This window comes from Paraburkholderia sp. BR10141, assembly GCF_056155635.1.
Genome location: NZ_JBMIQH010000035.1, coordinates 8,623 through 24,544, shown reverse-complemented (window position 1 = coordinate 24,544; position 15,922 = coordinate 8,623). Strand labels below are relative to the sequence as shown.

Here is a 15,922-nt window from a genome sequence, read left to right as displayed (position 1 = left end):
GGCAAAAAATTTTCTCGACGTGACCCCTAAACCGCCCGCGCGGCGGCCGGATAACTTCCTCGACAGCGCCGGGTCTCGTGCCATACGGGATCCGGATAGCCAACTGATAGGGTCGGACATGGTCGCCATCGTTAGCGGAAGCACACTCGGGATTAACAATTCGTCGCTTGCGAGGCTCGGCCAGCAAGGCATATACGGTTCTGCGTCACAGGGCAGCGCCAACGAGGGCGCGTATGTCGACGTCGCCAACGGCAATCTGATCCTGCAGGACCTCGACAATCAGCTGGCTGGCATCGGCGGTGGCATCTCGACGCTGCGCACGTATAACAGCGAGGGGGCGCTTAGCTGGCGCATCGGCGCGGGCAGTCAGAGCCTGAGTCCGGTCGCGGACGGCCAGACTTACCCCGCGGTGATTCTCGTCAATAACGCCGACGGGTCGCAGCGCGCGTTCAACAACGTCGGCGGCGCTTCGTATGCGGCGGCCGACCTCAACGGCGGCGTGGCCGACACGCTGGTGCAGCAGGCCGACGGCACCTACGTGCTGACCGACGGATCGACCGGCGCGAAGCAGATTTACGCGGGATCGGGCAGCTATCACCTGCTGGCTTCGATCGACGCGAACGGCAACACGACGACCTACAGCTATGGTTCGAACGGCCTGCTGGCGTCCGTCACCGATGCGAACGGCGAAACCGTCTACTACGACTACGACGCCAGCAACAATCTGATCGACCTGCGCAGCGTGGTCGGCAACGGCACGTCGACCGTGACGAGCAAGGTGGTCAGCTACACCTATGATGCGCAGAACCGCCTGACGTCGGTCACCACCGACCTCTCGCCGCTCGACAACTCGACCGCCGACGGCAACGTCTATACGACGTCCTACACGTACGACGGCAGCAGCAACCGGGTGGCCTCGGTCACCCAGTCGGACGGCACGCATCTGTCGTTCACGTACGTTCAGATCAACGGCAACTATGAAGTGGCGAGCGTCACCGACGGCGACGGCGCGACCACCACGTTCTCGTACGATCCGAACAACCTGACGACGATCGTGACCGATGGCGCCGGCAACGTCACGACCTACCAGTACGACAACTACGGACACCTGACCAATGTGCTGGCGGACAGCTCGGCCGGCGGCACGACGATGCAGTCGACCCCGGTGTCGCGCTTCACCTATGACAACAGCGGGCGCCTGCTGCAGAGCTGGAACGCGGGCACCGTCACGCAATACACGTACAGCGGCACGAACGGACCGCTGACCGGCGTGACCCAGTGGCAGGCGGCGCTCGGCGCCACCGTGCCGGGCTCGACGCCCCTGCAATCGAACGTTAGCTACACCGTCGCGGCCAACGGCAAGGTGCTCACGAGCACCGTGTACCAGAACCCCGGCAGCGTCGACGGTAGCATCGCCGCGAGCGGGCCGCTCACGACGCGCTACGTCTACGATGCGAACGGCAACCTGCTGTTCCAGCTGAGCCCGTCAGGCGACGTGACGCAGTACGTGTATGCGGGCAACGGTCTGCTGCAAAGCAAGCTGGTCTACTCGGGCAGCGCGTTCAATACGAGCGGCTACGCATCGAACCAGGCGCCGTCGGCAGCCACGATGGCGGCATGGGTCGCCGCGCAGCCCAACCTTTCGCAGGTCGCGCGTACCGATTTCGGCTATGACGCGCGCGGCGAACTGGCCAGCACTACGACTTACGGCGTTACGCTGGCAAACGGCGCGGGCGACCCGGCGACGGCGTCGGTAACGCACTACGTCTACAGCCCGAGTGGCGAACTGCTGTCGGTCATCGCGCCGACAGGACAGCAAAGCTCGACGACCTATGACGGTCTGGGCCGCGTGCTCAGCCAGACCGACGCGGAAGGCCACGTCACGGTTATTCAATACGACGACGCGCAACGCAGCATCTCGGTGACGGCCGCCGACGGCACGCAAACCATCACGGTGCGCGACGCCGCGGGCCGCGTGGTCAGCATTGCGCAGATTTCACCGAGCGGCCAGGCGCTCGGCACGACGCTCTTCCAGTACGACGCCGACGGCCGCCTGCTGATGACGCAGGACCCGACCGGCGTGCGGACCTATTCGCTCTATGACGACCTCGGCCACAAGGTGGCCGACATCGACGGCAACGGGGTTCTGACGCAATACACGCGCGATATCGATGGCCGGGTGACGAGCCAGACCGTCTACGCCACGCCGGTCAACGTCGCGCTGCTGGTCGATGCCTCGGGCAATGCGGTGAATCCGTCGCTTGCTTCGGTCCTGCCCACGGCGACCGCGTCGGATCAGACCGGCACCTATCGCTACGATGCCGAAGGGCGTCTCGTCGAGACGGTTTCGGCGGCCGGCATCGCGACCGTGACCGTGTACGACGGCGCCTCGCGCGTTCTTTCGCAAACCACCTACGCGACGCCGGTCGGCGCGTCGGGCATTCCCGTGGCGAGCGCATCGGACCGCACGGTGCGGCACTTCTACGATGCCGACGGCAATCTGGCCGGCACGATCGACGCGACTGGCGCGCTGACCGTGTACAGCTACGACGCCGCGGACCGGCTGGTGCGCACGACCCAGTACGCGAATGCCGCGCTAAATCCTGCCGCCGGCGATCCCGTTCTGGCGGACTACATCCCCGCCGTCGATCCGCAGCACGATATTTCGACCTACACGATCTATGATGCGCGCGGTGAAGTGGTGGGCCAGATCGACGGCGACGGCTACCTGACCGAGACGGTCTACGACGCCTCCGGCAACCCGACCCGGCAGATCCGCTACGCGACTGCTGTGTCGTACACGCCGGGCGCAACGCTGGCCGCGGTCCGGCCGGCTTCGACGCCGCGCGACCAGGTCACGCAGCGCACCTACACGCCGCTCGATCAGGTGGCGACGCAGACCGCGCCGAACGGCACCGTCACGCAATATGTGTATGACTCGCTCGGCCGTCTGGTGACGACGGTGTCGGCCGCGGGCACGGCCGACGTGCGCACGCTCACTGAGCGTTACGACGCGCAGGGCCGGCTGATCGGCGAGCTGACCGGCAACGGCAGCGCGCAGCTTGCCCAGGCGACTACTCAGGCGCAGATCGATGCGGTCTGGGCGCAGTACGGCATCACCTACACGTACGATGCGGCGGGGCGGCGCACGAGTTCGACCGACGCGGACGGCCATCGGACGGTATACTTCTATGACGCCGACGGACGCCTGACCGCAAGTGTCGACGCGCTCGGCGAAGTCACGCAGACGGAATACGACGCGTTCGGCCGCGTAACCGGGACGATCCGCTACGGTACGCGTATCAACGCGAACGCGCTGAGCGGCGGGGTGATGACCGCCAGTGTCAGCGCGCAATTCGCGGCGCTGCGCAATCCGCAGCTCGACGCGACCACCACGATCACCTACAACCTCGACGGCACCGAGGCATCGTCCACCGATGCGAACGGCAACGTCACGAGCTACACCTACGACGCGTTCGGCGACCGCCTGTCGACAACGCGGCAAATCGATCCAGCTCACACGCTGGTGACCGACTACGGTTACGACGCCGACGGCCGCGTGACCAGCGAGACCGACGACGCAACCGGCCTCGCCGCGGTGACGACGATGCGCTACGACGCATTCGGCCGCGTGATCGGCACGACCGATCCGGCCGGCAACGTGCGCAGCTATCAGTACGACCGCGACGGCAACCAGATCGCGTCGACCGATGCGCTCGGCAACACGACGTCGGTGGCCTATGACGCGTTCGGCCGCGTCGTATCGCGCACCGACGCGCTGGGTGCGACGACCACGTACTCGTACAACGACGCGACGCGCACGACCGTTGTGACGACGCCGGAAGGTATCCAGCTCAGCACGGTGGTCAACGAGTTTGGCCAGACCCAGACCGTCACCGACGGCGACGGCAACGCGACCCAGTACAGCTACGACGCGAACGGCAACCTGACGGGCGTATCGACGGCGCTCTCGCATACGAGCAGCAGCTACGATGCCGCGAACAACCTTATCTCGACCACCGACGCGAACGGTGTCCTCACGACCTACAGCTACGACGCGACGAACCGCCTGCTCGCGCGCGTGGTCGATCCCAACGGTCTGAAGCTTGCCACGCTGTACCAGTACGACGCGCTCGACCGCGAGATGTCGACGACCGACCCAACCGGCGTCGTGACGGTGACGCGCTACGATCTGGACGGCCAGACGCTGTCGCAGACGGTCGATCCGTCCGGACTGAACCTCACCACGAGCTATACCTACGACGGCCTCGGCCGCACTATCACGGTGACGAGCCCGGGCGGCACGGTCACGCAGTACCAGTACGACGGCCTCGGCCGGCGCGTCTCGCAGACGCTCAATCCGGGCGGCCTGAACCTCACGACGACCTATCGCTACGACGCGAACGGCAATCTGCTCGCGAGCACCGATCCGAATGGCCAGGTTTCGCTGTACGCGTACGATGCCGACAACCGGCAGATCTACGCTGTCGATCCAACCGGCGCGGTGACGCAGACCCGCTACGACGCGGACGGCCGCATCACCAGCACGACGACCTACGCCACGCCGATTTCAACGGCGGGCCTGACGCCGAATGCAGCGGCTATCGCCGCGCGTGTGTCCGCCAATGCCGCGCGCGACGATACGCAATACCGCGTCTACGATGCCGATGGCCGGCTGACCTGGACCGTGGACGGCAGCGGCGCAGCAACGAGCCGCACCTATGACGGCGCAGGAAATGTCGTACGTGTCGTCACCTACGCGAACCGTGTCAACGTCGCGCAGCTCGGCGCGCCGGGGGCGGTGCCGCAACCGGTGGTGGACGTCGCGCACGACCGTGTGACGCAAACCGTCTACGACGCACAGAACCGCCCCGTCTACACGCTCGACGCGACTGGAGCGGTAACCGAAACCGACTACGACGCAGCCGGTCACGTAGTGCAATCGGTCAGCTACGCGACTCGCATCTCGCCGCAAACGGCGCCAACTCAGACGGCCATTGCTGCGGCGGTTGCGGGAATCGCCAATCCGGCTGCCGACAAGCGCGTGCGCAACGTCTACGACACCGCGGGCCGCTTGACGTACAGCGCCAATGGCGTTGGCGCGGTGACGCGGTTCATCTACGACGGCGACGGCCGCGTGGTGCGCACCATCGCTTACGCAACGACGATCGCCGCCTCGGCGAGTCCGGCAAGCGTGACGGCGAGCGTCAACGACCGCACCTCCGACCGGGTCTACGATACCGCGGGCCGGCTGGAATGGACGGTCGATACGGGCGGCGACGTCACCCAGAACATCTACGACGCCAACGGCAACGTCATCCAGACGATTGCGTATGCAACACCAGTGGCGCTGTCGGCGGCACCGTACACCGCACTGACTTTGCCTGCCGCGCTGTACGGCGATACGCAGAACGACCGGGTCACCACGTTCGCGTACGACAGCGCGAATCGTCAGGTGCTGAGCATCGATGCGCTCGGCGACGTCACGCAGGTCACTTACGACGCGGCCGGCCACGTTCTGTCGAAAACGCAGTACGCGCAGCCGCTCGCGGGCGGCTCGCTCGAAGGCGCGAGCCTCGCGTCGCTCAGCCTCGCGGCGCTGAGTGCGCAGATCCATCCGAATCCGGCCGAGGACCGCACGACCCGTTACGTCTACGATGCGGACGGCCGCCAGCGCTATGCGATCGACCCGCTCGGCTATGTGACGGAAACGCGCTACGACGGTCTGGGCAACATTGTCGCGACCACGGCTTACGCGCTGGCGGTGACGCTCAACGGCAACCCCACCACGGCGCAGGTGGCCGCGGCGCTGACGGCCGATCCCGGCGCGGACCGCACTTCGACGTTTACCTATAACGCGTCCGGGGAGCTCGTCGCGAGCACTGACGGCCTCGGCTACACCGAGACGTACACCTACGACGGCACCGGCAACAAGCTCAGCAATACCAACAAGGACGGCTACACCTGGACCTACGATTACGACGCGGCCGGCGATCTGATCCGCCAGACGTCGCCGCAGGTGCTGGTGACATCGGTGCAAGCGGGCGCGGGCGGCGCGCTGTCGCTGAACTGGTCGGCCTCGGCTAACACTTCGGTCGTCACGTCGTACGCGTATAACGCGTACGGCCAGGTGGTGGCGATGACCGAGGCGCTCGGCCGCCCTGAGCAGCGTACGACGCAATACGTGTACGACGCGGCCGGCCGCCAGATCCGCACGATCTATCCGCCGGTCAACGTGTACGCCGCGCCCTATGACAACCTCGCCGCCAATGGTCAGAGCGGGTTGGCGTCGCGGGTCGAGTACACCAACGTGACGCTGAGCGACAGCGTCTACTACAACGCATTCGGCGACGCGGTCGCCAACGTCGACACCGGCGGCAACGTCAGCCTGAAGGCGTACGACAAGCTCGGCCATGTGACGTATGCCGTGGACGGCGACGGTTATGTGACGGGCTATACGCACGACGCGTTCGGCGACGTGACGCGGCTGGTGCGTTTCGCCCAGGCAACGAGCCTGCCGGGCACTCTCGCGTCGGCTTTGCAGGCCGATACGACGGGCAGCGCGTTTGCGTTCACGAGCGCCCAGGTCAGTGCGGTGGTCAACGCGGCGAGCGTCAACCACGGCGCCGACCGCGCAGTGCAGACGAGCTACGACCGCCTCGGCCGTGCCGTGCAGGTGGTCGATCCGCAAAGCTACGTCTACGATTCGGCGGCGCCGGCCGGCGCGCAGTACTTCACGGCGGGCAAAACCACGCGCACGACCTACGACGCGTTCGGCGAGGCGATCCAGACGAGCGCGCTCGTCAATCCGCTCACCAACGCATGGAACGTCACGACGCAATATTTCGACCAGGATGGCCGCAACATTGCGAGCGTCGATCCGCTCGGCTATGTGACGACCCGCTCTTTTGACGCGTCCGGCAATCTCGTGCGTCAGACCGAGTACGCGAACGCGACGAACTCGTGGAACCTGAGCGCTTACGCTACGCCTGCCGCGTCGGCGCAAGACCGCACGACCGTCTACACGTACGACGCGGACAACCGCAAGACGAGCCAGACCCAGGTCAACGCGACTTACAGCACGGCGTCCAACGGGACGAGCACAACCGGCAACCTGACCACGCGTTATACCTACGACGGCGTCGGCAACCTGACCAGCACCACGACGCCCGACGGCACCTCGACGATCAGCTATTACGACGCGCTCGGCCGCGTCACCGCGGTGGCCCAGGGCAACACGGCCGGCGCGGGCGCCGCCGCGACGCTGACAGAGTACTACCGCGACGCGTACGGCAATATTCTGGCGGAGGTGCAGCACGCGCAAGGCTCGAACTACGCGACCCTGCAAGGCTATTCGGCGATCAGTTCGGGCGCCGACCGCGTGACCTACACCGAATACAACAGCCGCGGCGATGCGATCGAAACGACCGACGCCGACGGCAATTCGATGTTCTCGTCGTACACCGCCGACGACCATCTCGCCAAGGAATGGCAGGCGGTCACCGGTGTCGACGGCAGCACGCATACGTGGTTCGAGGCGTACCAGTACGACGCCGATGGCAACCGCACCGCGGTCATCGACCCCGCGTCGACTTCAGTGCTGCAAAGCGGTGTCACGACCTCGTTTTCGTCGTCGAACCCGGTCAGCTACCCTAATCAGGCGTCCGTGCTCAACGGTACCAACAGCATCACGGTGAACTGGTCGTCGCTCGTCAATCCGACCGGCGGCGCGGTGCGTGTCGACGTCTACTACAACACCGCCTCGACGCTCACGCAGGTCACCGTGCCGGTCGGCGAAAGCGGTACGCCGGTCGGCGAGAACAGCGGACCGGTCAACGAAGACGGCGTGCCGGAAACCGTCGGCTCGGCCAGCCAGCCCGCCAGCCGCTCGCAGACCTATGCGGCTTCGCAGGCTCAGGGCGGCGTCACCATGAGCTGGAACGACCAGTACTCGTCGGTCGGCGGGATTTCCCAGCTCACCTATGTCCGCGTCTGGCAGCAGGATGCGGCCGGCAACTGGCAGGTGCTGTGGGAAGGCAGCAACGCGCAGGCGAACGGTTCGGGCATCGCGCAGGTCTCGCAGCAGCAGGCCGGCGTCGACGTGGCGCGCACGAGCTATGACGCGTTCGGCGATGTGGTCAGCAAAGGCATGGACGGCGGCGCGCAGGTCTACTACGACTACGACAACGCCGGCAACCTCTGGAAGACCAACAGCGGCAACGGCACCGACACGATCTATCTGTACGACCTCGCCGGCGATCGCACCGCTGCGATCACGAGCGCGGGCAGCGCGTCCGACAACATCAACTTGCAGACCATCGTCAGCGAGGACCAGGCCGCTGCGCTAACCGACGTGCGCCGCACCGACACCGTGTACAACGCGCTCGGCTACGCGATCAAGGTGATCCAGCCGGAACAGACCGTGGTGTACGGCGGCGCGCAGGTCGGCAATATCGAATCGCAGGCGGCAATTGCCTCGAGCGCGACGTTCGTGCCGAACGGCAACGGCGGGGGCACCTGGTACGGCAACAATCAGGTCAACGTATCGTGGCCGAGCCTTGCGGGGCTGGGCAACGGCGACATCAAGGTTCAGCTGAGCTACTACACGCAAAGCGCCAGCGCGCCGACCGGCGGCGCGGGCGAGAGCGGCGGCGTCAGCGAGAGCGGCAGCGTCGACGAGAGCGGCCAGCCCACTGCGGTGACGATTCCACAGACCCTCGAATCGGTCACCCAGATTTTTACCGCCGCCCAGGCCAACGGCGGGACCGTCCTGAACTGGTCCGATCCGTCGTCGAGTTCGGCCGGCGGTGTTTCGCAGATCGCGGGCATGACGGTCTGGAAGAAGGACGCAAACGGCCAATGGCAGCAGGTGTTCAACCAGTCGGTGCTGAACCAGAACGGCTCGTACATTGCCGTCGCCGCGCCACCCGATGCGAGCACCAACGTCGCATTGCAGATCGCGCCGGCCGGTAGCGGCCAGTGGCAAACGGTGCCGCCGTCGCAACTGGTCGATTTTGGCGACCAGTATCGCTTCGACGCGAGCAGCCTCGGTTACGGGTCCTACGACTTCCGCGTGCTGACCACGCCGGCCGGTGGGCAGGCAGCGATCACCGGGCAGGGTACGGTCACGATCGGCACGCCACAGGTGGCGCCGATCGACATTCCGATGGGCTTCAACAATCCCGGCACGCCGACCGGTATGTTCTCGTGGCCGGCACAGGCGGGCGGCACGCTGACCGTGTTCAACTACAAGGCGGCCGGGTCGAACAATTGGCAGACGCTGCCGGTGACCGACCTCGGCAACGGCATGGACGGCGTCGACATGAGCAGCCTGCCGCCGGGCCAGTATCAGTACGAGGTGCTCTACATTCACAACGGCCAGTGGCAGGCGTTCGGCCACTCCACCGGCAACGTGGCGGTCACGGCGCCGGTCGCGCCGCGCTACGTGCCGCCGGTCGGCTTGCCGGTGATTACCGCGCCGATCTCCATCGGCGCCGGGGTGACGGGCGGCGAGTGGCAGGTGGGCACCGATGAAGGCGGCGCCCCCATTTACGATGCGGCGACACCCTCCGGCGCCACCGCGACCAACGTGCTGCACTGGACCGACACCGGTGGCCAGACGGCGGTGTTCCAGTACCAGCTGGCCGGCTCTTCGACGTGGGTGACCTTGCCCGTCACGGCTGGGCTCGTGAACGACGAAAGCGGTTTGCCGACGTCGGTCGACGAAAGCGGCAATGCGGTTACCGATTACGGTGTCGATATCGGCGGCCTGCCGCCCGGCAACTATAACTACCAGGTGCTGTATTACCAGCCGGGACAAAGCTCGCCCGATGCGCACGCGACCGGCAACCTGTCGATCGGTTCGACGGTGCCGGGCCACTGGCAGACGCAGTATACGACCGTCTCCGTGCCATACACCGTGTTTCCGCCGCCGCCGTCGAACTACATCACCGGGCACGACGCGAGCGGTGCGCCCGTGTACGGCGCGCCGGTCGTGGTGGGCTACAACGGCTCGACGCCGATCTTCGGGCAAGGCTATACCGGCGGACCCGCGATCGTCGCGGTGCCCTACACCGAGATGGTTTCCGAGCAGCAACAGCAGAGCGTGTACGTCGAAGGGCATTACACGACGCAATACACGCCGGTCACGGTCACGCCGCCGGACCCGAGCAATTACATCATCGGTACCGACGAAAGCGGTGCGCCGATTTACGGGCCGCCCGTCGTGGTCGGCACGACCGAGAGCGGCTCGCCGATCTACGGACAAGGCTACGAGGTAGTCGGCGCCGGCACCAACGAAAGCGGCGCGCAGGTGGGCGGCACCGTGGTTGCCATTCCGTACACGACGCAGCAGGCGCAAAACGTATGGGTGCCGGGTTATTGGACTACCCAGACCGTGACGGTGCAGGTGCCCGTCACCGTGAACCCGCCGCCGGCCTCGAACTACATTACGGGCTACGACGAATCGGGCGCGCCCACCTACGGTCCGCCAGTTGTGACCAGCTACAACGAGGACGGCTCCGCCAACCTCGGCCAAGGCTACGTCATGTCGCCGGTCGGCAACGTGGAGGCTGTGCCTTACACGGCGTATCAGCAGGAGACGCGCGCGACCAACGTGTGGATCCCGCCGGTCACGAGCGCGCCGTCGGTGTCGGAGAACACGCCGCCGTACCAGCCGGGCTACACGATTCCCGGGCAGCCGACGCACTATTACTCGGGCGATACGACCGGTTCGACGCCGTATATCCAGAGCATGGGATCGGGCGGGGTCGGCGAGATGGTCAGCGGCTCCGCTTCGGGCGCGGTCGCCGACAGCAGCCGTCCGGTGATCAACGAAACCGTGGACCGCTGGGGCAACGTGCTCACCGAAAGCGACCCGCGTGCCGCTTCGTGGATCACGCAGTTCAGCTACAACCAGAACAACCAGCTGGTCTCGACCGTGCAGACCTCCACCGACGGCGCGGAGGGAGCCGGTGCGACGACGCAGATTTACTACGACGCGATGGGCCGCCAGGTTGCGACGCGCGACGGCAATGGCAACGTGAATGGCCTGACTTACGACGCACAAGGCGATGTCACGGCCGAACTGCACGCCGACGGCGGCGTGGTCCGCTATACCTACGACGCGCTCGGCGATAAGACCTCGATGGTCGATGCGCTCGGGCTGACCACGCTGTACAGCTACGACCACATGGGGCGCCTCATCAGCACCGAGCAGGCGAATGCGGTCGCGAGCTACAACTACAACGGTGCGGGCAGCGACATCCAGCTGGTGGGCAATGGCCCGCTGACCGAGCGTATTGCCTACGACCAGCGCGGCGACAAGATCGCGGTGACCGACGCGGCCGGCGAGACGACCGAGTACGAGTACGACATGCGCGGCGACGTGACGGAGACCATCGCGCCTGGCGGCGCCGTGACGCGCGATGCGTACGACGCCGAAGGTCACAAGATGGCGGAAGTCGATGCCGACAACAATGCGGCGACCTGGAAGTACGACTATTTCGGTGAACTGCTGAGTCACGTCGATATCGGCGGCGCGCAGTACTCGTACAACTACGACAACGCACGCCAGCTGACGTTGCAGACCAACACGCGCGGCCAGTATCTCGCCTACAACTACGACGTGGCCGGGCACGTCACGCAAATTTACGACGGCTCGCTCGGCCAGACCACGCAGTACGCGTACGACGCGTCGGGCAACCGCATTCGCGAGGTGACGAGCCAGGGCGGAGTGATCTATCAGGACAACCATCTGGCGTATGACGCGCTCGGCCGTTTGCGCGAAGTGCAGGACGGCAATGTCAATATCGTCTACACGTACGACGCGAACGGCAACCGGACGCAGATTCATACCGAGTACCTGAACACGTCCGACGGCAACGAAGGCAGCACGTTGTACTTTGCGTACGACTCGATGAATCGCGAAACGGTGGCCGATGCTTACGACGCGAACCACGACATCTCCGGGACGCAAGGGCATTACATGGCCGACGACCTGGACGGCAACCGGATCTCGGATACGTCGATCGGAGCCGTGCTCAATTCGAGCGGTGGGAAGACGACCGGCGTGGTGACACAGAAGTACACGTACGACGCGCTGAACCGTCTGGTGACGACCACCTACAACGGCACGCTGATCGACGACCGCTTCTACGACGCCGATAGCCGCGTGGTGCGCAGCGGACCGGACGGTACGCCGCAGTCGTTCTTCGATACGCTCGGACTGACCGACCAGATCCAGTTGAACCAGTACGACGGCGCGGGGCGTTTGCTGTATCAGCGCAACTACAACGCGAACATGTCGGAGCAGGACTACGTCAGCTACAACCAGTACGACAACGTCGGCAACGTTATTCAGTATCAGGAGACCAATACTCAGGGTAACCAGTACACCAACACGTATACCAACACGCTGGTGCGTTACGAGAACTACGAGATCTCATCCGAGCACGGCACGAGCACGGTGTTGCAGTCGGGCACAACGAACTACCAGTACGACGTGAACGGCAACCTGACGGGTCTTACAGACACCACGGACAGCGTGAACAACCGCAGCTTCGTGAACGACGCCTCGGGGCAAATCCTGCAGAAGACGCAGGGCAGCAGCGTCGAGCGCGAGCTGATCGCCAATGGTCAGCTGGTGGGCACGACCGGCATGGGGACGAGTCCTGATGCGCCGGGAAAGGGCAACCAGCCGAACTTTGTCGACCTGACTAATTTCGATCCGACGTATAAGCCGATTAACAGCAATTACCCGGCGCCGACGCCCGGTGCGTATACGGTGAACGCGGGTGACTCGCTGGAGAGCATCGCGCAGGGCGCGTATGGCGACAGCAAGCTGTGGTATCTGATCGCGGATGCGAACGGGCTCTCGGGCGACAAGGATCTGCGTGTCGGTCAGACGCTGAATATTCCGAATCAGGTGGGGGACGTTCACAACAGCGCGGGCGACTTCCGGCCGTATGACGCGAGCACGGTGGTTGGCGGGACGCAGCCGAACTTGCCGCAGCCGCCGGCGGATAGCGCTGGGGGTTGCGGCGCCATCCTTGGGATCATCATCCTGGTGATCGTGGTTGTGGTGACGGCGATCGCACAGCAGTACGACGCGGTGCCTGGGGAGGTAGCCGCTGAGACCGGGGCTGGCGCGGGGGTGGACGCAGGCATCGATGCGGGTGTGGGTGCCGGCATGAACGTTGGGGTCGGGGCCGGGGTGGATGCCGGACTCACAGGGGTCAACACTGTGGGCTTGGGCACTTTCGCCGCCGGCGGCGGTACCTCGCTGGGAGGAACACTTGGGGCAGCGGCTGCGATCGGAGCGGCAACCGATGCAGCAAGTCAGCTGGTGGGTGATGCGCTGGGCACGCACCAGGGCTTCGATCTACTGGAGACGCTGGAGGCGGCGGGGACTTCTATGATCTTGCCCGATGCGCCGGTGGGTTTTAACGCCTCTGCGATCGGACAGCAGGCATTGCGCGGAGCATTGGCAAACGCCGCGACTCAGGGTGTGCGTCTGGCGCTGCATCAGCAGGACAGCTTCAACTGGTCGCAAGTGGCGCTGTCGGCCGCGGCTGCGCCGCTCGCGCAAGCCGCCGGCAATGAGGTAGGCAGTGCGGTGGGCAACGCACTGGGTAATGCGGGAGCGTCGCAGCTTGTCAACAGTACATTGGACCGGTTCACGACAGGGATGGTGTCGAATACGGTGACGACGCTGGCGACTGGCGGCAAAGTCGAACTGGCCTCGATTGCGGCGGATGCGTTTGGCAACGCACTCGGCGAGGATCTGATGGGGCAGGCATTGGGTTCGGGGCAGCAGGATGCGCTGGCGCAGGCACAGACGGCGGTGATGCAGTCGAGCGATGTGGGCATGCCGGGCGATGCGGTGATGTTTGGGCCGTTGGGGGCGGGAGCGGCGCTGCCGTCGGGGGATGGTTACACCGATGCTGTGTACAACCAGATGGTCGGAGCGTTCAGCGACGCGCAGGGTAGTTACAGTAGCGCGCCGGGTGTGCTGGTGGCGTCGAATGATATCGGTGACTCTGGCCAGCTTGCGGCGACGTCCGATGCTGGTGGCGATAACAACGGCTACAACTACGAACGCAGCTTCATGGACCCCAACGGCGTGATCCAGGTGCAGGCAAGCCGCACTCCATTTGATGTGGGCGCTACGTCGTACGGGACGAACTATGATGGTGCGCTGTCCGCGTGGTCGGGTGACGACAGTACAAATGTCGATCTAAATGCAGCGGCGTTCAGGTCTGCGGCCAACGATATACCCGGTTATGACGCGGCGGGCAACTTTGGCAATGTGCCGAGCTCCGACTTTGAGTTGCAACGGACACAGCGCATTGCAGCGTTGATGACAGAAGCGCAAACACCGGCGGACGTACAGGACTCGGGGCTCAACATTCTTGTAACGGGTGTGGGACGTACATCGCCGGACGACGCTAGTGCTCTGCCAGGCTCCCTCGCAGCAGGCGGCAACTCCGTTATGAATGAAACCCCGCTTGACGCGTTTATCCGAGGAGCAACTGGAGGTGGGGGCGGCTTACTGGAGCCAAATCCATCAGTTGCTTTGACAGCGGGCCAGTACGCTGGCGAAGCGTGGCAAAGCTTGGAGAGCTTCGGTCACACAATGATCGGCGCTGGCTACCAGGACGAAGCAATCCAGCAGTTTCATGCTGGGAATTACGTCGAGGCGTTTGGCCATGAACTGCAGGCTTTCGGGCAGGCTGGTCTGACCCTGATGGGCGCCGGCGAAATGACCCAGGCGGTGGCGCCAGCGGCGCGAGCCTTCGCAGGAAGTTTCAGCGATGTCGGTGCACGGATGGTTGATAGCTATGTCGACCAGACCGGTCTGCGTTTGTCCATGGTGGATAATGGGGGTGTCCAAAACATCGGGACTGCCCCAAACAGCCTAGGTAGCGGATGGACGTTCAAGCCCTACAATGGAAGCGTAAATGGCCCGGACTTTGTTGGGCCCTACGCGGAAGGGACGGGGCCTGTCTGGGTGAAGCCTGTCCCAGGAGCGACGCCGGAAGAGATTGACCAAGTAAATGCCTACATTACTGGTAGTAATGAAGCGATCGCAGCAGGTGCCCTTTCTTCTTCGGGTCGTGTCTCGACAAGTGGAGCGCTGCGAGCGCAGGCTTCCTATCAAGCTGCCCTTGAGCGGCAGGCCGCAGCTGACGCGGGGGACCCGTATGTGGGAAATGCGGGGCACGTTCCTGATACGACTTGGACAGGAAACCCGGTGCCTCACTCTTGGCTTGATCTATCGCCGCGTGTGAACATGAGCATCGGCGGACAAGCGAACGGTTACCCACTTGGGTATAAACCAACGATTTTTCTTTATAGCTCACCCGAATGAACTGGATCCAGGAAATCGCTAAGCTTGCTTACATAAAGCAAGTACTTGCAGAGGCTGATCAGCGGAAGTTGTGGCCACATCATCTACCGGCAGTTGCAGCGACTCCTGCACAAATCGAGGCGGTGGAAGCTGCATTAGGTACCCGACTTGATAGAAATTATGCCGAGCTTCTGCTCCATGCCGATGGATGGCGCGGTTTTTATCAGACTGTTGACTTGTTCGGAACTGCTGATCTTCTCGGCAGCGAAAAGATGTCTGCCGCTCGAGAGTTACTGGGCGCAGTTGACGATGATGTGATTTCTGCGACAAGAAATCGGCGGAACGATCTGCTGCCAATCGCGGCCACCACGCAGGACCGGGACTTGTTTGTTCTTACTCTGCCAAAAGCAGAAGCACCCGGCGAAGTGTTATGGCTAGCTGGGGAATTAATAGATAGGTTTACGAATGTCGGCGAGTTCTTTTTGGCTATGATGGACTACAACCGCCTAGAGGTCGCGCGCTTCCAGAAAAAATGAATCAGCGTAGCTAGCTCAGTGGCACCGCATACCTGCG

General features: G+C 64.4%; 2 protein-coding genes. Both read left to right on the top strand.

The window, feature by feature from the left end; all coding sequences use genetic code 11:
* Positions 1-118: 118 nt before the first annotated feature.
* On the top strand, positions 119-15,370 hold the full coding sequence (locus ACOJB8_RS33250) for a LysM peptidoglycan-binding domain-containing protein (RefSeq protein ID WP_475016331.1): 15,252 nt from the start codon (positions 119-121) through the stop codon (positions 15,368-15,370).
* Positions 15,367-15,885, top strand: coding sequence for an SMI1/KNR4 family protein (locus tag ACOJB8_RS33245; RefSeq protein ID WP_342946553.1), 519 nt, complete (start codon positions 15,367-15,369; stop codon positions 15,883-15,885). Before ACOJB8_RS33250 ends, ACOJB8_RS33245 begins: the two co-directional genes overlap by 4 nt.
* Positions 15,886-15,922 lie beyond the last annotated feature (37 nt).